Here is a 17,997-nt window from a genome sequence, read left to right on the forward strand (position 1 = left end):
GTCAGGCGGCTTGCTGATCGGCGGACTTGCCGGCTTGGTGAAGGAGCTTCCATTCCCAGGGCAGCAGTTCGCGCAGACGCGAGGTGGGAAGATCGGCGATCCGGGCGAGGACGTCGGCGAGCCAAGCCTTGGGATCGACGTCGTTGAGGCGACAGGTCGTGATCATCGTCAGCATGATAGCGGCACGGTCGGCGCCACGTTGGCTGCCAGCGAAGGTCCAGTTGCGCCTTCCCAAGGCAATGCCTCTCAATGCACGCTCAGCGCAATTGTTGATCAAGCAGATCCTGCCATCGTCGAGGAAGCGGACGAAGCCGTCCCAGCGCTTGAGCATGTAGTTCATGGGCTTCAGGACCTCGGCGGAGCGGGAGAGGCTTTCTCGCTCGCGGAGCAGCCAGGCGTGCATGTCGTCGAGCAGCGGCTTGCTCCGCTCCTGGCGCACAGCACGCCGCTCGTCGGCACCACGGCCGTTGATGGCGCGCTCGATCTCGAACAGGGCGTCAAGACGCCTGACCGCCTCCAGCGCGATCGGGGAGACCGGTTTGCCCTTGCCTTCCCGGGCGGCTTTCTCGATGTCAGCCAGCTCGAAGAATCCCCGCCGCGCATGGGCCAGGCAAAATGCCGGAGTGATCGGCATTGCTTTCCTTTTTGGATCGAACAACGGCTCGAAGCCGCCATAGCAATCCGCCTGCAGAATGCCGGCGAAGGCGGCCAGATGCCTCTGAGGATGTTCGCCCCGTCGGTTGCCCGAGGCATAATAGACCGCCGCCGGCGGCGCAGGCCCGGCGAACGGCCGGTCATCCCGCACATACGTCCAGATCCGGCCGGTCGTGCATTTGCCCTTCGCCAGGATCCGGATGGTGGGGTGAGTAGGCCGGAGGGATTTCACCTCCAGCCTCTCGCAGAACCGGGCGTGAGACTCTCGCCTCACCCGGCTCCCATCAGGCAAGCTTGCCGCCACCGCCGAGTTGCCAATGCACAAAGAGCCTGCGGTTCTCACGCACGATCTTCTCCAGGAAGAGACGCGCGCGTCCTAAACGGTGATGGAAGCGCTTGTACTTTCGCTTCAACCAAATACCTAACGTCTGGTTGATGTAGCGCGCCAACGGATAAAGCGCTGAGCGGGTGTATTGCCCATAATAAGCGATCCTGATCTTCCCTCGAAAAAGTGGACGGGTTAAGCGGCTTTTAGCTCCATTTCGATCGGGGGGATATATCCGATGGCGGAATGGAGCCTGGTTCGGTTGTAGAAGCCCTCGATGAAGGCGAAGATATCGCTCTGGACTTGAGCGCGAGTTGCTGCTGGATCGCCATCGTCAGGGCGGCAGATGCAAGTTCGACCTGCATATGATCCCGCATGGCCCAGCCGACGATCTTTCGGCTGAACAGGTCCATGACGGCCGCCAGATACAGCCAACCTTCAGCGGTCGGAATATAGGTGATATCGGCGAGCCAGACCCGGTTCGGGTCTTCCGCGGTGAAGTCCCGCGCGATCAGGTTCGGTGCGATCGGCAGACCGTGGCGGCTGTCGGTGGTGCGCACACGGCGCGGCGGTGCCATGATGGCGCGAATACCGTACCGACGCATCATCCGTTCAATTCGACCGCGACTGGGACCACGGCCCTGCGCCCGCAGGGCGGCATGGACGCGGGGGCTGCCGTAGCGTCCGCTGCTGTCTTGATGGACCAGCCGGATCGCTGCCCGGAGCGTGGCATTTGATTTTGCCCGCTCGCTCACCGGGCGCTCGCGCCGGGCGTAATAGCCGGCCGGCGAGACCTCGAGCACGGCGCACATCAGGCGGACCGGATAGGTCTCGCGATGGTCTTCGATGAAGCGGAAGCTCATGTCCGGGTTCCGACGAAGATCGCGATCGACTTCCTAAGAAACAGCCGGATTGGCGTCGCCCGGGATGGCCTGCAACACGAAGCCTAGCGATTTCGCCCGGCGCTGTAGGTTGGCGAGGACGCGGCTACGATATTGCTGCTCATATTGGTCGGCGCCAGGATCCTTGTAGCTCATGCCGTGCCGGAGTGTGTTGTAGAATAAAACCGCAATCTTGCGAGCCGTCGCCGTCACCGCCTTCGATTTACCCGCACGTGCTGACAACCGGCGATAGAATGCTCCCAGCGCTGTCTCGCTCCGCCCCACGGTTGTGGCTGCCAAACGCAACAACGCAGCTGCGCGACTTGAAGATCTCCGTGTGCGCGAAGACAGCACCTTGCCGCCGGAGATCTTGTTGCCGGGTGCGAGGCAGAGCCAGGAAGTGAAGTGTTTGGCGCTCGGCCATGCCGTTAGATCGATACCGCACTCGCCAATGAGCTTCAATGCGAGCGACGGACCCAACCCGTGGATCTCAGTCAAATCGACGCCCCGCACTCTGTACAGTGCGGTCCTGACATCGAAGGTGGGGGTGTTGACCTGCTTGGTCTTTACGCGCGGCTTGGCTAGGTTTCCGACCGGTCTTGCTCCTTTGGTGTTCAATGCACTGATCAGGACTTCGAGCTTGCGATCACAGTCGAGCATCTTTGCCTGATAAACGTCGTAGAGCTCCAGTGATTGAGCTAACGCGAAAACATGTTCGTGGCGGTCATTGCCTACGAGCGCTGCGCGGATCGTCTCGATCGATGAGTGGCAGCGCACGTCCCGATAGGTTGCCGGGACGTCGGGATTGCGTTCGCCTGCAACAATGGCTCGGATAATCCGCATGCCGGTCGCGCCGGTGATATCCGACACAACATGATGGAGCTGCAGGTTCATCTCCATCAGAGCCTTTTGCATATGTTGGATATGGGCGGCAGCATATTCCACGAGCCGCTCGCGCTGGCGTAGATAGGCTCGCAACGTTGCGATCTCGGCATCGGGTCGGAAGCTGCCCCGTAACAGGCCATAGGAGTGGAGCTGGCGTAACCAAGCGGCATCGCTGAGATCGGTTTTACGGCCAGGTACATTCTTGGCGTACCGCGCGTTGACCAGAATGACCTCAAACCCGCGCTGTTCTAAGATCTCGTAGACTGGGATCCAATAGACCCCAGTGGATTCCATCGCGACACTGGTCACGCCGCACATCTTGAACCAGTCCGCCAGTTCATGCAGGTCTTGCGTGAATGTGCCGAATGCACGCACTGGCTTGTCGGTGCAGGCCGGGTTTACCGCGGCCATGTGCATCTTTGATCCGATATCGATAGGGCCGCGCCGAGGTTGACCAGCTTTAGGTCCGGGCCGCGGTCGGTTGTCCTGTTAGGCATCGCAACTCCTCCGTCCGATGATGGGCTGGAGGGTCAGGGCTATGCCAATTTGTCATCTTCCTAATCGGGATCGCCGTCGAAACGGCGTCACCACTCTCAAGTCCGCATGCGCCCATGGACCACGTTTTTTAACGGGGACAGCGCCTCCAATAAGCTGACGGCCGCTACCCTCCGAGCTAAAGGATAGCACAAGGCTGTTTCTATTCCGCGCAGGCGCGCCACGACGCTGGACAGTTTTTTAAAATGTCGCGCTCCATGCGCAGCCGTTCGTTCTCCTGACGTAGGCGGGCGATCTCCGAAGCCTGGTCCGCCGGCATCGGCGTCGCCTGCGTGGTGGGTCGCCACGCCGCCGATCCCGGCTCCTGCCGGAGCTTATCTACCCACCGTCGCAGCACCGAATCCCGCAGACCGAGCTCCTTAGCAACCGACCCGATCGAGCGACCGCTCGACGCGACCAGTTCGGCGGCCCGACGCTTGTAATCCTCGGTAAACGACCGACGTTGACGTTCCATTCGACACCTCCGGGCTCAACGAGCCTACTACAGGTGTCCACTCATTCGGAGGAGGTTCAGTGTCCACCTATTTTGGTGGACACCTCATGCATCACGGCACTCAAAAGCAAAAGGTGCGGAGAAATTCGCGCTTACCATAAGACGACCGTTGTCACCGCGTATTGAAGTGTTCGCTGGCGCAGGTCGCAAGCGGTGGCCGGATGAATTGAAGGCACAGATTGCCGCGGAAAGCCTCGAGCTGGGGGCGGTTGTCACAGACGTCGCCCGTCGCCATGGCTGCCGGCCCCAGCATGCGTAATCCGATGCAAGCCGGCCACTGATTGAACGAACCCGCTACGCGGCAGTAGGGGGCAAACCTGCTGAACTGAGGTGTCCTGTCTGAGAGGATGTTGGTCTTCGCACCACCCCTCTCAAGACAGGAGACCCAGATGGCTACGATGAGCCCTCTTCGGCAGCGCATGATCGAGGACATGACGGTCCGCAATCTGTCGCCGTCGACTCAACAATCCTATATCTATGCGATCGCAAAGTTTAGCCGCCATTTCGGCTATGCCCCGGACCGGTTGAGTTTCGAGCAGGTCCGCGCCTACCAACTACATCTCATCGGCCAAAAGCGCTCGTGGTCCCACATCAATCAGGTGGCCTGCGCGCTGCGGTTCTTCTACGGCGTCACACTCGGGCAGACGGAGGCATTCGAGCGGATCATTGGTGGCCAGAAGCCCGACAAGCTCCCGCTCGTGCTTAGTGCCGAAGAGATCGAGCGCTTCCTGGACGCGGTTACAGGGGTGCGCAATCGCGTCGTGCTGGCGACGGCTTATGCGGCTGGCTTACGGGTTAGTGAAGTCGTCCGCCTGAAGGTGAGCTCGATCGACAGCAAGCGAATGTTGATCCACATCGAGAACGGTAAGGGCGGCAGGGATCGTTACGCGATGCTTTCTCCGCGACTGCTGGAGATTCTGCGTACGTACTGGATGCGAGCCCGACCGGGGCTGTGGCTATTTCCAGGCCAAGACCCAAGTGAACATGTCAGCGTCCGCTGCGTCCAGGCGGCCTGCCGCGCCGCCCGCCGCCGCGCTCGGCTTGCCAAGCCGATTACTGTCCATACGCTCCGGCACTCGTTTGCGACCCATCTCCTGGAAAGCGGGATCGACATTCGCATCATTCAAGTTCTGCTCGGACATGCCGACCTGGGATCGACCGCGCGCTACGCTCAGGTTGCGACCAACCTGCTCGCCCGCACGACCAGCCCATTCGATGGACTCTCCGTCAGGGTGATCCCACCCGACTGAGCTGCGCATATGCGCCCCGTGCTCGAGGTGGCGGACATCCTCCGCCGCCACGGCGGCGCCTTCCGTGCCGCGCAGGGTCCTCGGCTGTCCTCCGATCAGCGCCGTGTGATGGCGGCCATCGAGGCGTGTCGCACAGCGACGCTCGGCGGCCACGTCGAGCGGTGCGACGACTGCGGCCTGGTCCGCGTCGCCTATAACAGCTGTCGCGATCGGCACTGTCCAAAGTGCCAAGCGCTCGCGCGCGCCCAATGGCTCGCCGAGCGCCAGGCCGACCTGCTGCCGGTCCCCTATTTCCATGTCGTCTTCACCGTGCCGGCGCCGGTGGCCGCCATCGCGCTGCAGAACAAGACGGCGGTCTACGACATCCTGCTCAAGGCAGCAGCCGAGACGATCCGTCTCATCAGCGCCGACCCGAAGCATCTCGGTGCCGAGACCGGGATGATCGCCATTCTCCATACCTGGGGCCAGACCCTGACGCATCATCCGCATGCCCATTGCCTCGTGCCAGGCGGCGGGATCGCCCCTGATGGAAGCTGGGTTCATTGTCGCCCCGGCTTCTTCCTTCCCGTTCGCGTCCTGTCACGATTGTATCGTCGGCTGTTCCTGGAGCGCCTGCAGGCGGCGTTCAATGGCACCAAGCTCCAGTTCTTCGGCCATCTCGCGCACCTCGTCGAGCCAGCGGCATTCGCCCGCCATCTAACCGCCCTCCGCAAGGTCGAGTGGGTCGTCTACGCCAAGCGTCCCTTCGGCGGACCAGAACAGGTTCTGGCCTATCTCGGGCGCTACACCCATCGCGTTGCAATCGCCAACGGCCGGCTCCTTACCTGTGACCAGGGCCACGTCCGCTTCCGGTGGAAGGATTATCGCGCTGGCAACAGATCCAAAGTGATGACGCTCGACACTGAGGAGTTCCTTCGTCGCTTTCTGCTCCACGTATTGCCGAAGGGGTTTCGCCGCATCCGTCATTTTGGCTTCCTGGCGAACGCCTGCCGCGTCGCCAAACTCGCGCGCATCCGAGCGGCGCTAAAGGCGCCAGAGCCGCCTCCGCCTGCCGAAGCTGTCGACTATCGTGAGCGCTGCGCCATCCTCATTGGTCACCGCCTCGACTTGTGCCCCATCTGCGGAGGCCGCATGGTCGAGATTGGGCCTGTGCCGCGTGCGCAAACGCCGCGACGCGCAGCACCTCGCTGCGATACATCATGACCGACTACCTCGACTTGTTCGCTCCCACTGCAGGCATCGCCATGCCGACGTTCTCCGTCGGAACGATCAAGCACGCTCACAACGCGCGGCGAACGGGCGATAGTCAGCCGCTTGGGCTTGACGCGCCGTTCGACGCTATCGACGCCGGCATCCTCTGCTGCCAATATCAACGGCAATCTGCGGCCACACTCGCTCGCGGGCCCGACATCGGGTCAATCGCGCCTACCGGCGCCTAGATCGAGCCCCCATAGGTCCTCGCTCACAAGACGCGGCTTCGTTCAATCCAGCTTCAAATAGGTCCCGCGCTGGACTTGCGGCGAGATCTGCGACGCGGGACCTATTTGAACCCTCCAGTATTCCGACGCAATCCGGCCACCGATTCCGACGGAAGTCGGCCACCCATTCCGATCGAAGCCGGCCACCCTGTTGAGACCGCCTGACGCTCTCGAAGACGGCGATCGAATCGCGGACCAGCCCACCTTTGCGACCAAGCAAGGGAAGGTCTGATGCCCGCCGAGAGAGCGCCGATGCGGAAGGTTCGAGAAGTTTTGAGACTGCGGCACGCCCTTGGCGTGAGCGAGCGGCAGATCGCCGTCACGGTCGGCATCAGCCGATCGACGGTTGGCGAGTATCTGCGGCGGGCTGCCGTGATCGGCATCACCTGGCCGGTGCCGGAAGGGATGGACGACGGCGAACTCGAGCGCCGGCTGTTCACGCCGCCGACATTCGAGGAGAAGCCGGCGCGGCCGTTGCCCGACTGGAAGGCGGTGCACCGGGAGCTGAAGCGGCGCAGCGTGACGTTGCTCCTGTTGTGGGAGGAATATCGCGCGGAGCACGCCGACGGCTATGGCTACAGCCGGTTTTGCGATCTCTACCGGGAATGGAGCGAGGCGATCTCGCCGACCATGCGGCAGACGCATGGGCCTGGAGAGAAGCTGTTCGTCGACTTCGCGGGCGACACGGTGCCGGTGTTCGACGCCGCGACCGGCGCGCAGCGGCTGGCCCATGTCTTCGTCGCGGTGCTAGGAGCATCCAACTACACCTTTGCCGAGGCGCGTTGGTCGGAAGGGCTGGCCGACTGGATCGGGCTGCACGCCAATACGTTGCGCGCGATCGGCGGCGTGCCGAAGGCGATCGTCTGCGACAATCTGAAGGCCGGCGTCACCGCCACCTGTCGCTATGAGCCGGGCATCAACCGCACCTACCAGGAGCTGGCCGAGCACTACGGCACCGCGATCCTGCCCACGCGTCCGCGCAAACCACGCGACAAGGCGAAGGTGGAAGTGGCGGTGCAGATCGTCCAGCGGTTTGTGCTGGCGCGGCTGCGGAACCGGCGCTTCTTCTCGCTTGACGAACTCAACGGGGCCATCCGCAAGGCGATCGCGGACCTCAACGACTCTTATGCAGAGTCTTGTCTGATAAAATAGCTGCGACCGATAGTGGCTCGTGCCACGGCTCTGTGCGTTACGGACCTCCTCTGCGAGCGGGGCGGTAGGAGGGTGTCCGGAACGATGTGTAAGGAGGTTTCTGTGAGTTTACCTTAATTGGAGACTCACATGACCACCGATACGACGATTACCCCTGAACTGCTGGACCAGCTTCTTGCGAACTACAGCAAGCCCGAAAACCTGACCGGCGAGAATGGGCTGTTCAAGCAGCTCAAGAAGGCCTTGATCGAGCGCGCACTTGGAGCCGAGCTGACCGAGCATTTGGGCTACGAGAAGGGTGATCCTGCCGGCCGGGGCTCAGGCAACAGCCGCAACGGGACAAGCTCGAAGACGATCCTGACGGAGGATGGCGAGATCGAGATTACCGTGCCTCGCGATCGGGCCGGCAGCTTCGAGCCGCAGTTGACCGCCAAGGGGCAGACCCGGTTCGATGGTTTCGACGACAAGATCCTGAGCCTCTATGCCCGCGGCATGACGGTGCGGGAGATCCAGGGCCACCTGGCCGAGCTCTAAGGCGCCGAGGTCTCGCCCGATCTCATTAGCCGGGTGGCCGACGCCGTCCTCGATGAGGTCCGGGAATGCCAGAGCCGGCCGCTCGACGCCGTGTACCCAATCGTCTTTTTTGACGCGCTGCGGGTCAAGATACGCGACGAAGGGCTGGTCAAGAACAAGGCGGTCTACGTTGCGCTCGCCTACAATGCCGATGGCGAGAAGGACGCTCGGGCTCTGGATCGAGCAGACCGAGGGCGCCAAATTCTGGCTGCGGGTCGTCAACGAACTCAAGGCGCGCGGCGTCAACGATATCCTGATTGCCGTCGTCGACGAGCTGAAGGGGTTTCCCGAGGCGATCACATCGGTCTACCCGCAGACGCTGGTGCAGACCTGCATCGTGCACCTGATCCGTAACAGCCTTGCCTTCGTCTCCTGGAAGGACCGCAAGGCGATCCTGCCCTCGAAAGGCGATCTATCGGGCTGAGAGTGCCGACGCGGCGGCGCTGAGGCTTGCCGAGTTCGAGGCCGAATGGGGCAAGCGCTATCCCGCCATTGGCCAGATCTGGCGCAAAGCGTGGGAGCACGTAGTGCCGTTCTTCGCCTTCGCGCCTGGCATCCGAAAGATGATCTACACGACAAACGGGGTCGAGGCGCTACATCGTTCGCTGCGCAAGATCATCAAGACCCGCGGCAGCTTCCCGACCGACGAGGCGGCGCTCAAGCTGTTGTATCTCGCCCTCAGGAACGCTGGCGTTTATTGGCGGCGACCGGTTGAATGGACTGCCGCGATGGGGCAGTTCGCCATCCACTTCGGCGCGCGGTTTCCCGGAACAGCGCGCTGATGATCACAACCGACATCACGGCGCCGACCATGATCGTTTGGACCGAACCTTCGCCGTCAAGCCCCGCGCCTGCGGCGCGCCGCTGCGCGGCTTCGGGGCTTGACCGCTCGGTCCGGCCAAGCAGAATTATCGGCCATGCCGTCGATGCCAGCTTTCAATGTCTCAAACGCAAAACCCACCTTCACAGAAATCGCTTACACAAAACTTCGGACATTCCCGGCGGTAGCGGCTGCGACAACATCATCAAACTAGCCACTGACATTTATCGTGACCTCGCCCCCAAGTGTTATCCAGTCCTGAGTTCAGGTGCTCCGGGAAGGTCTGGCCACTCGGCGCGTCTTCCGACGCTTTCGCACGGGCGACCGCGAGCTCGGCGGCGATCTCCGTACCCTTAGCGCGCTCGGCTGCCGGCGCCGCCTTCAGGGCGGCAACGTCATCCGGAGCGGCGTCGCGATCCGCATTCATGCGACGCAGTGAATCACAGATTGAATGCATTGGGACTCCCAAATGTCGGCAATATGAGGATTTTCCTGGATTAGCCCCCGCTCTGCGGCCGCCAGCTCAGTTGGGGAGTCCACCAGTCGATGCCCTCGAGCATGTAAGCCATTTGCGCTGCCGAGATCGACACCGCGCCGACCGACGTCGACGGCCAGATGAACCTGCCGTGATCCAGGCGCTTGGCATAGAGCGACATGCCCAAGCCGTCATGCGAGAGAATCTTGACCAGAAGGCCGCGGCGGCCCCATAAGATATAGAGATCGCCGGCATGGGGATCGCGCTCCAAGCTTTCCTGAACCGCAAGCGCCAAACTTTGCATGGCCCGACGCATGTCGGTGTGGCCAGTCGCGATCCATACCCTGACGCCGCTCGGGAGCGGGATCATCGTCGTCGCAGAAGCTCAAAAACCCGCTGCAGCTCGTCGCGATCAACGCGAACACGACAGCCGCCGCTAAGCTCGATCTCGATGATTCCAGCCGTTGCGCGTTGCTTAGGAGGCGAAGACGCCAGTTGCGACGTGCTGATCGATGCCGGTGCACGTGTGATCTCGACAGGAACCAGAGCTGGCACCGCATCACCGCCCAGGCGGCTTGGCGCGCCTGCCGGAACAGCAAGCTATGCGAGGCACTGATTGCGCAGCAGAAGTTGCAGATCGCCAAGCTAAAGCGTCAGATCTGACGCCACCGGGGACGAGCTGGCGGCGGAAGAGGCTGTGGCAAACCGACGACGGTGCGCGGATTTACCCGCAAGCGCAGTTGGCGCTGACGTTCGAAGAGCTGGAAGTCGTGAGCCACCCCATGCCGGCGCGCGACGCCGCAGACCGTCTCGCCGGCCTGCAAACGTCTCCTCGACAGACGGACCTTCTCGTCGTAACTCCATCGCCGCCGACGCTCGGCACCCAACACATTGACCTGCATCCGCACGTGCTGACCTTGCCCCAAGTTTTATCCAGCCCTGAGTTCGCCCCGGTCGTTGGATTTGCCCAGTTGGGGGAGCGACGGGAGCTGGCGCAGAGCCTTCGGCATAACGCACAGCGCCAGATCCCGTCGCGGATGGCAGGTGTCGGCGAACTCGGACGGCGTTTTCCATCCGAGCTGAGAGTGTGGTCGTGCGTCGTTGTAGTGGGCCCGCCCGCATCCGAGCGCGACGAGGGCCTGCGCCAGTGACGTGAACAGCGTCTCGTTGAGCAGTTCGTCCCGCAGCCGGCCATTGAAGCGCTCGATGAACGCATTCTGCATGGGCTTGCCCGGCGCGATGTAATGCCAACCGACGGGGCTTTGATCGGCCCATGTCAGGATGGCGTTGCTGGTGAGCTCGGTGCCGTTGTCGCTGACCACCATCCTGGGCTCGCCGCGCTCGAACATCAGCCGGTCCAGTTCCCGCGCCACGCGGATGCCGGAGAGCGAGGTATCGGCGACTAGCGCCAAGCACTCGCGGGTGCAGTCATCGACCACGGTGAGGACGCTGAAGCGGCGGCCGCAGGTCAGCTGATCCGACACGAAGTCGAGCAACCAGCGATCGTTGCGGGCCATCGGCACCGTCATTGGCGCCCGGGTCCCAAGGGCGGCCCGCTTGCGGCCGCCGCGGCGGCGTACCGCAAGCCTCTCTTCCCCGGAACAGCTTCTTGTGGTTTGACCAGGTAGCCCTCCCGGTTGAGCAGCACGTGCAGGCGCCGACAAACAAAAACGACGGCGTTCGTGGGCGATCGCCCGCATGCGCTGCCGTAGGACGGCATCGTCCGCCCGGATTGTCAGATATCTGATGGTCATGCGGCAGCAGCCGATGGCTTTACACGCCCGCCGTTCGCTCATCCCGTGGGCAACCATGAGATACGCGACAGCTTTCCGCTTGCCCGCGGGCGTCACCATTAATGGGATGGACCGCCCCGTCCTCCTCCCTCATCATAGGAAGGGCAGACTAAAGAGGAGAGTATCATGGCCGATCGCAATTTGCCGCGACCCGCGGCTGTCTATGGAATCGACATTGGCAAGAACCTATTCCACGTCGTTGGCCTGAGCTGCGACGGCACACCTGTTCAGAAATTTCGCTTTCGAGGGGACACCCTTCTTCAGTTCTTTGCGCGCGCACAACCAAGCATAGTTGGCATGGAATCCTGCGTCGGTCCACAGTGGCTCGCCCGGAAGATACAGGCACTTGGTCACAAGGTGCGCCTGATCCCCGTGCAATTCGTGAAGCCCTACGTGAAGTCAAACAAGAACGATATCATCGACGCCGAGGCGATCGCTGAGGCCGCTACGCGACCGACAATGCGCTTCGTTGCCGTGAAGGAGGAGGACCAAGTGGATCTTCAAGCGCGTTTCCTTCGTCATTCAAACGCGCGGCAACTCGAGATTGAATATTCCGGCACCCTGACGCAAAGGTACACCGTACTCGAGGCAGAAAGCCCGCGTCTGATTGATCAGGCGTGTCCTCGAGCCGACCATCTGGCACGGATTCGCGATGCAGCGCTTCCAGTTGCATAAATGTATCCGGCCTCTCGCGAGTGGACTGCTGTTGCAGCCACGCCATGATGAGATCCGCGCACGCCGTTCCCAATAAATAGTTCGGGCAGGAAGCCCGCTTTTTTGCACAGGGCTTACGGCATGTTGATCCACTGTTTCGTCATCACTGTTCCCGAGCCTTGCAATCGAAGCCAGAAGCGTCAGGCAAGGCAGGATCTCTGCGTTCGTAGAGTGCTCCGGGCTTGTTCAAGACCACCCACACAATGCGGGCCATCTTGGCGGCTAGAGCGACAACGGCCTTGTTCGGATGCATCCGAGCCTGGAGCCCGTCGAGCCAGCTTCCTAGGCGATCGCGCGTCCGGTCCAAATGCCGGAAGCAGGATCGCGCGCCCTGCACCAAAAGCTTTCTCAGATAACGGTTGCCGCGTTTGCTGACGCCAAGCAACGTCTGTTTTCCGCCGCTCGAGTATTGCCTGGGCACTAACCCCAGCCAGGCAGCAAGGTCGCGGGCCTTGCGAAACTGCAGCCCATCACCGATCGCGGCAAGTACGGCGGTCGCACCCAATGCGCCGATACCAGGAATTGTCATCAGCCGGCGGGTGACGTCCTCTCGATCGGCAACCGCTTCGATCTCCTGTGTCAATTCGCGGATCCGTTCTTCGAGGCGGCGGAGATCGGCGAAGCGAGCGCCCACCAGGCGACGCATCACTGGCGACAAATCGGCGCACCGCTGGATCATCGTCTCTATCACGTCCGTTTGGCCTATTGCGGGTTCGCGCACGCCCACGTCGTGCTTGGCGGTGAGAGCTTCGTTGCCCTGGCCGAAGGCCTGCAGAATGCCCTCTGGTCGCTCGGTGGGGCGCCGCGGGAGCATCGGACCGACAGCCTGTCGGCCGCATTCCGCAATCTCGATTGCCATGCTCGGGATGATCTGACGCAGCGATACGAGGCCCTTTGTGCCCATTACGGCATGGGGCATTCCCGCAACAATCGAGGCGTTGCTCACGAGAATGATTCGATCGAAGGGCCCCACGGTCATCTGAAGCGAGCAATCGCGGATGCCTTGCTGCTGCGCGGAACTGTCGACTTCGACGATCTTGCCACCTATCGCGGCTTCATCGACGAGATCGTCAGCCGCCGCAATGCCCGCAACGCCAAGCGGATCGATAGCGAGCGCGTGGTGTTGCAGGAGCTGCCCGATCGGCGCACCTCCGACTACGAAGAGGTGATCGTCCGCGTGACATCGTCCGGCGGCTTCACCCTGCGCAAGGTGTTCTACACGGTGCCATCGCGCCTGATCGGTCACCGGCTGCGGGTGCGCCTTTACGATGATCGTCTCGAGATTATCGGCACGTGATCCATTCCCTGCGGCGCAAGCCGATGGCGCTTCTCAATCTGGTCTACCGAGATCGGCTGTTCCCGCGCGATGCCTATTGGAAGACCTTCGATCGGTTGCGCGAACGCTTGCCGGACAAAAAAGCCTGCCGGATCATGGTCGATCTCCTCGCGCTCGCTCATGAACGCGGCTGCGAGACCGAACTCGCCGATCAGCTCACCGCCGACCTCGAGGCCGGCCGACTGCCTGAACCTAACCGGCTGCGCGCTCACTTCGCTCCTGACCCGCCCACCTGCCGAACGTCGTGGTGCAGCTCGCACCCCCTTGCCACCTACGAATGCCTCATCGGTACTGCCGAGATCGGAGGTGCCGCATGAGCGTAGCCAATACCGTTGATACCGCGCGCCTCAATCTGTTGCTCAACGAGCTCCGCCTCCCGGCCATCAAGGTGCTGTGGGCGCAATTTGCCGAGCAGTCCGACAAGGAAGGTTGGCCAGCGGCCCGCTTCCTCGCCACCATTGCCGAGCACGAGATCGCCGAACGCGGTCGCCGGCTCACCGAGCGCCATCTCGTCGAGGCGCGGCTGTCTGCTGGGAAGACCTTCGGCGGCTTCGACTTCGAGGCCGTGCCGATGATCTCCAAGGCGCAGGTGATGGCGCTCGCCGCCGGTGACAGCTGGTTGGGTAAGGGTGCCAATTTGCTCCTGTTCGGGCCGCCCGAGTCCGATTCATACTGCCCACCTCGTTATGCCATTATAGTTCAAGCTCTCTTTGGCGGAGATCGCCAGACGACGGGCGCCGGAAGCGCCGCGCCTGCGCGGCGTTCCTGACCTCGGGGTGCTCCAGATCAGGCGCCTTGATCACCCAGGGTGCGCCCTTGCACAGCTGGTGCGCGGGCAAGCTTCGCTCCGCGATCAGACGGCGAACCGTCGATGGGCTGACCGTCAACGCAGCGGCGGCTTCATCCAGAGTAATTTCTCCTCTCTCCATGCGTTCGCCTTCCCGGTAGGGTGCGATAGCTTGCTGGTTGCGCAAGTGACGAACGCGGGCGCGGGTCCAGCTGTTACCGTGCCCCGTCGACTTGCCGCTCGGTCGAGGACCGCCGCGATCGTGCCGTCGGGCATCTGGCGTGCCAGAACACGCAGGAGATCGATGACATCTGCGGATGTGCTCCAGCGGTGTTGGCCCGTGCGGTTCTTTCTGGTCTCTAGCGCTGTGTGATCGCCGCCCTGCCAGTGGATCACAAGCTCAATTGCCGCATCGCCGACGCATACAACGATTTCGTGGATTAAGGTTCGGATGATCCCCTTGCGCGTGGCAGGCGTCGCCCCAGGACTGTTCCAGGCCCGCTCCAAATCGGAGCCAAGCGCAAGCAGCCGCTCGCGATCCGCCTCGCTCAGAGGACTCTCCGGCTTGGCCAACAGTGCACCGCGCTCTTCCTCGAGCGCGCGGACGGCCAGCAGACGTTCATTCCAACGTCGCTCCAGCTCGCCGGCGACCAGGCGATTGTCGGGATCGACAGCCTCATATCGCCGACGAGCCCGAGTGGCCTCATAGCGCGCTTGCTCACGCTTGGGCAGGCGTATCTCGCTGTGAACGCCGCCAACCCAGTGGACGACGAGGACGATCTCGGAGGCCGCATCATCGATATCGGCTACGACCTCATGGATGAGGGTGCGCACAATGCGCTTCTTGAGGCGAGCATCCGTCGTCGGCGCATCCCAGACCGTTCTGAGGTTCGAGGCCAGAACGCCGAGCGAGGCTGGATCAGCAATGGGGGCAGGCATCGCCGCATTATGCGTGGCGATTTTGCCCTCGACCTCCGCTGCGTGAGCGAGCGTCCTGTTCCAGCGCGCTCCAAGCTCGCCCGCCACCAGCCGGCTCGCGGGGTCAGCGGCATCGTATTGCCGGAAAAGCCTGGTCGGCGGCATAGCGCGCCGCTTCGAGATCGCGACTGAGAGCATCGCGCACCTGATCGCGCCGTTCCCCTGGCTTCCTTGGCGGCAGCGGTTGCGGCGGCGATAGCGCCCGGACCGATGACGCCAAGCAGTGCTTCCTCGATTGCATCATCGACGGGCAGTCCGCCGAAGCCGATGCAGTGAGGGCCGCCATTGTCCATCCAGGCGCGGCTACAGCTATAGCGCGGGATATGGTGGTTCATGCCGGAGTACCGGAGTGTGAGCTTGCGACCGCAGCGCTTGCACCGGATCAGACCGGCCAGCAGCGCGTCACCATGCTTGGGCGCGCCGTGATGCCGACCGGTGGGAGCGTTGCTGCTGACCATGGTGCGGATCGCCTCGAACCTCTCCCAGCTCACATACCCGTCGTGGGTGTTGGGCTTCAGCGCCAGCCATTCGCTCCGCGCCTGCGGCGGATCTTCACGCTCACACCCACGGCGCTGTATCCCGCCGCGACAGCCGTCTTACCATAGGCATAGGCGCCGCCGTAGACCGGGTTCTCAATGATCCGGTGGATGGCGGAGTAGCTCGGTCGCCGCCAGGCCGTTGCGCCGTTGGTCCGCTTCACCGGCAGATCGAGATTGTACTCGTGGAGCCAGCAGAACGGTCGCGCGCTGCCGAGTTCCTCGACCTTGTCGAACACCAGCTTGATCGCTCCTGGACACGCCGATCCGGATCTTTCTCATAACGGTCGCCGGCCTTCACGAAGCCGACGGGCGCTGCCACAACCAACTCGCCCCGGCGCGCCTTCTCGTAGCGGGCCGAGAGCGAGCGCTGGCGCAACAGATCCAGCTCGTACTCGTTGAGGCTGCCCTTGAGCCCGAGCAACAGGCGATCGTTACCGTGCCTTGGCGCGTAGATCGTCTCCTGATCGATCAGAACGGTATCGACCACGCGGCACATCTCGATGAGTTGCTGCCAATCCCGTCTGTTGCGAGCGAAGCGCGAGACTTCGCGGGCGCAAACCGCACCAACTTTACCGAGGCAAACCTCCGCTACCATCCGCTCGAAGCCGGCGCGTTGTACGCCGCCGGCGGCTGAGCGACCGAGATCATCATCGATCACTTCAACCTCTGACCATCCGAGTGCCGTCAGTCGGTCCCGCATGGCGTATTGCAACGCGCCGCTCTCGCGATTGTGTAGCACCTGATGTGCTGAGGATTGACGCACGTAAAGTATCCCCTTCTCCAGATGATGAGGCCTGACCTTGTCAGAGATCATGACCGACCTCCTTCGCGCGCGGCGTCGCTGTCGTCGCGGCATGGTCGAGGATCAACTGCGTCATCAGACTCGTAAGGGCCGCCTGCGCTTCCGCCGGAAGCTCCGACCATGTGGGCGCACCGGTGGCGCCGCTCGACAGGCCGCTCCCGAACAGATCCATCTGCTGCGGCCGCGGTTGTTGATTGTGTCGGTATCCGCTCCCTGGCATTGCCGTCTGGCGTGACATGAGTCGCTCCCCGATTCTGACCGTGAGAGCCTCTGGATGCGCCAGAAAGCAGGGCAGCTGATGGCGTTCGATCCTTCAACGCCAGATCGAGAAGCGCAGAAAGCGCCGCAAGCGCATCGATGCTGACAAACGGTTGAGCTGTCAAAAGCTCGGCGTCAGGGCATGCCGTCCGGTCGAACATCCCTGCTGGCACTTCCAGCCAACGATCTCCTTGCGATCCGTCCAAGGTGCAGCGAAAAACAACATCAAAGCCTTGTCGACGGCTCCATGAACGCAAACTCGGCGCCCAAACCATGGATGATGCCGATAAAGAACCTCGCGAAGAACGGTCCTGTGGCCGTTCTCAAACGTTGTTGTACAACGAACACCGCGGACACTCGGCCATCGGCTATATCAGCTCGGTCGAGATGGAGCGCAAGGTGGGATTAGCTTAACGGGGTGTCCATCAAACCGGCAGCACGCTCAGTGATCACCGGGGAGCGCCGACGGCGTCGGTGGACGAGCGAGGAGAAGGCCCGGATCGTGGCGGAGAGCTTTGAGGAGGGTGCGAACATCTCCGAGGTTGCGCGGCGCAATGGCGTTTCGCGCGGGCTGCTTACGGTGTGGCGCCGCCAAGTTGCGGCGGCGGTGGGGGGCAAGGCACCGAACTTCGTGCCAATCCAAATTGGTCCGGGGATCGATCGCGGGACAGCGGGCGAGCATGAACGTATTTCCGGGCTACAGACGAGGCCTTTGGAGATCGCCGCGCCGCCGGCCAAGGTTTGCGGAGTTGTCGAGATCGAGGTGAACGGGGCGCGCATCCGGGTCGAGCCGGACGTTGAGCTGGCGACGCTGTCGACCGTGCTGGCGGCGCTTCGGGGTATCCGGTGATTGCGCTACGCTCTGACCTCAAGGTGGTGCTGGCGACACAGCCGGTCGATTTCCGCAAGTCGGTGCATACGCTGTCGGCACTGGTGAGCGAAGCGCTGCGTGCGAATCCGTGTTGTGGGGACGTCTTCGTGTTCCGCAGCAAACGCACGGACAGAGTGAAGCTTCTGGCGTGGGACGGCAGCGGCATGGTGCTGATGACGAAGTGGTTGCACCAGGGGCACTTCACCTGGCCGCCGATCCGCGAAGGCGTGGTGCATCTGACTGCGACACAGCTCGCGATGCTGCTCGACGGACTCGAGTGGACGCGCGTCTCGCCCAAGCCGGTGAAGCAGCCGGCCGTTGTCGGCTGAGAGGAGAGGATTTCGCTGGAGCCTGCGCCGCGCGGATGTATGGTCCATT

Annotated in this window: 14 protein-coding genes and 9 pseudogenes; 11 read left to right on the top strand and 12 right to left on the bottom strand. The window is 62.6% G+C overall.

Annotated elements, in window-relative coordinates; genetic code table 11:
* Position 1: 1 nt before the first annotated feature.
* From XH83_RS38905 to XH83_RS38925, 5 genes and pseudogenes are all read right to left on the bottom strand, one after another.
* A pseudogene (locus tag XH83_RS38905) lies at positions 2 to 859 on the bottom strand (IS66 family transposase); the annotation flags it as partial.
* A 79-nt stretch (positions 860 to 938) separates the two neighbouring features.
* Positions 939 to 1,103 (bottom strand): hypothetical protein, encoded by a 165-nt coding sequence (locus XH83_RS38910; RefSeq protein ID WP_164934318.1) that lies wholly within the window; start codon positions 1,101 to 1,103, stop codon positions 939 to 941.
* Between the two features lie 82 nt (positions 1,104 to 1,185).
* Positions 1,186 to 1,842, bottom strand: a complete 657-nt coding sequence (locus XH83_RS38915; RefSeq protein WP_128929865.1) for an IS3 family transposase — start codon at positions 1,840 to 1,842, stop codon at positions 1,186 to 1,188.
* A 33-nt stretch (positions 1,843 to 1,875) separates the two neighbouring features.
* Entirely contained in the window at positions 1,876 to 3,162 is a 1,287-nt protein-coding gene (locus XH83_RS38920) for an IS110 family transposase (RefSeq protein ID WP_371746375.1), read from the bottom strand.
* A gap of 280 nt (positions 3,163 to 3,442) precedes the next feature.
* Complete coding sequence (locus tag XH83_RS38925; RefSeq protein WP_128929863.1) at positions 3,443 to 3,754, bottom strand: transposase; 312 nt, start codon at positions 3,752 to 3,754, stop codon at positions 3,443 to 3,445.
* Between the two features lie 166 nt (positions 3,755 to 3,920).
* Between XH83_RS38925 and XH83_RS38930 the strand changes: the two genes are divergently transcribed.
* The 6 genes and pseudogenes from XH83_RS38930 to XH83_RS38955 all read left to right on the top strand — a co-directional run bounded on the left by XH83_RS38930 (position 3,921) and on the right by XH83_RS38955 (position 9,028).
* The gene (locus XH83_RS38930) at positions 3,921 to 4,052 is read left to right on the top strand and encodes a transposase (RefSeq protein WP_371746382.1); all 132 of its coding nucleotides are present in this window, start codon (positions 3,921 to 3,923) and stop codon (positions 4,050 to 4,052) included.
* Between the two features lie 130 nt (positions 4,053 to 4,182).
* The gene (locus XH83_RS38935) at positions 4,183 to 5,043 is read left to right on the top strand and encodes a site-specific integrase (RefSeq protein ID WP_164935788.1); all 861 of its coding nucleotides are present in this window, start codon (positions 4,183 to 4,185) and stop codon (positions 5,041 to 5,043) included.
* A gap of 9 nt (positions 5,044 to 5,052) precedes the next feature.
* Positions 5,053 to 6,246 carry an IS91 family transposase gene (locus XH83_RS38940; RefSeq protein WP_128929833.1) on the top strand — a complete coding sequence of 398 codons (1,194 nt, stop codon included), beginning with the start codon at positions 5,053 to 5,055 and terminating at the stop codon, positions 6,244 to 6,246.
* A complete protein-coding gene (locus XH83_RS38945) occupies positions 6,243 to 6,482 on the top strand; it encodes a hypothetical protein (protein ID WP_128929832.1) in 240 nt (79 codons plus the stop codon). The genes XH83_RS38940 and XH83_RS38945 overlap by 4 nt, the downstream gene beginning before the upstream one ends.
* 291 nt (positions 6,483 to 6,773) lie before the next feature.
* Positions 6,774 to 7,673, top strand: a complete 900-nt coding sequence (gene istA / locus XH83_RS38950) for an IS21 family transposase (RefSeq protein ID WP_164934314.1) — start codon at positions 6,774 to 6,776, stop codon at positions 7,671 to 7,673.
* Positions 7,674 to 7,802: 129 nt separating this feature from the next.
* Positions 7,803 to 9,028, top strand: a pseudogene (locus tag XH83_RS38955) (IS256 family transposase).
* A gap of 535 nt (positions 9,029 to 9,563) precedes the next feature.
* Here the strand turns inward: XH83_RS38955 and tnpB (XH83_RS38960) are convergent.
* The 3 genes and pseudogenes from tnpB (XH83_RS38960) to XH83_RS38970 form a co-directional block, all read right to left on the bottom strand.
* On the bottom strand, positions 9,564 to 9,857 hold the full coding sequence (gene tnpB / locus XH83_RS38960) for an IS66 family insertion sequence element accessory protein TnpB (RefSeq protein ID WP_246776539.1): 294 nt from the start codon (positions 9,855 to 9,857) through the stop codon (positions 9,564 to 9,566).
* Between the two features lie 484 nt (positions 9,858 to 10,341).
* A pseudogene (locus XH83_RS40595) lies at positions 10,342 to 10,443 on the bottom strand (hypothetical protein); the annotation flags it as partial.
* Between the two features lie 27 nt (positions 10,444 to 10,470).
* Positions 10,471 to 11,394 (bottom strand): annotated as a pseudogene (locus XH83_RS38970) (IS3 family transposase); the annotation flags it as partial.
* 66 nt (positions 11,395 to 11,460) lie between these two features.
* Here XH83_RS38970 and XH83_RS38975 point away from each other — a divergent pair.
* A pseudogene (locus XH83_RS38975) lies at positions 11,461 to 11,820 on the top strand (transposase); the annotation flags it as partial.
* Positions 11,821 to 12,151: 331 nt separating this feature from the next.
* Here XH83_RS38975 and XH83_RS40130 read toward each other — a convergent pair.
* Positions 12,152 to 12,709 (bottom strand): annotated as a pseudogene (locus XH83_RS40130) (IS110 family transposase); the annotation flags it as partial.
* Between XH83_RS40130 and XH83_RS38985 the strand changes: the two are divergent.
* Positions 12,710 to 13,701: pseudogene (locus tag XH83_RS38985) on the top strand (IS21 family transposase); the annotation flags it as partial. It abuts the pseudogene before it with no gap.
* Positions 13,698 to 14,042 (top strand): annotated as a pseudogene (locus XH83_RS38990) (ATP-binding protein); the annotation flags it as partial. The pseudogenes XH83_RS38985 and XH83_RS38990, both read left to right, overlap by 4 nt.
* Before the next feature lie 34 nt (positions 14,043 to 14,076).
* On the opposite strand, the gene XH83_RS40135 reads toward XH83_RS38990, so the two are convergent.
* The 3 genes and pseudogenes from XH83_RS40135 to XH83_RS39005 all read right to left on the bottom strand — a co-directional run bounded on the left by XH83_RS40135 (position 14,077) and on the right by XH83_RS39005 (position 16,728).
* Positions 14,077 to 14,313, bottom strand: a complete 237-nt coding sequence (locus XH83_RS40135; protein WP_232995628.1) for a helix-turn-helix domain-containing protein — start codon at positions 14,311 to 14,313, stop codon at positions 14,077 to 14,079.
* Positions 14,268 to 16,502, bottom strand: a pseudogene (locus tag XH83_RS40600) (recombinase family protein). Before XH83_RS40600 ends, XH83_RS40135 begins: the two are co-directional and overlap by 46 nt.
* A complete protein-coding gene (locus tag XH83_RS39005; protein ID WP_210326194.1) occupies positions 16,492 to 16,728 on the bottom strand; it encodes a hypothetical protein in 237 nt (78 codons plus the stop codon). The pseudogene XH83_RS40600 and the gene XH83_RS39005 overlap by 11 nt, the downstream one beginning before the upstream one ends.
* Before the next feature lie 438 nt (positions 16,729 to 17,166).
* Here XH83_RS39005 and XH83_RS40605 point away from each other — a divergent pair, with 438 nt between their 5' ends.
* Both XH83_RS40605 and tnpB (XH83_RS39015) read left to right on the top strand, forming a co-directional pair.
* Positions 17,167 to 17,598 (top strand): transposase, encoded by a 432-nt coding sequence (locus XH83_RS40605; protein ID WP_128955120.1) that lies wholly within the window; start codon positions 17,167 to 17,169, stop codon positions 17,596 to 17,598.
* Entirely contained in the window at positions 17,595 to 17,948 is a 354-nt protein-coding gene (gene tnpB, locus XH83_RS39015; RefSeq protein WP_128955119.1) for an IS66 family insertion sequence element accessory protein TnpB, read from the top strand. Before XH83_RS40605 ends, tnpB (XH83_RS39015) begins: the two co-directional genes overlap by 4 nt.
* Positions 17,949 to 17,997 lie beyond the last annotated feature (49 nt).

The sequence above is a fragment of the Bradyrhizobium sp. CCBAU 53351 genome, assembly GCF_015291745.1.
GTDB lineage: Bacteria > Pseudomonadota > Alphaproteobacteria > Rhizobiales > Xanthobacteraceae > Bradyrhizobium.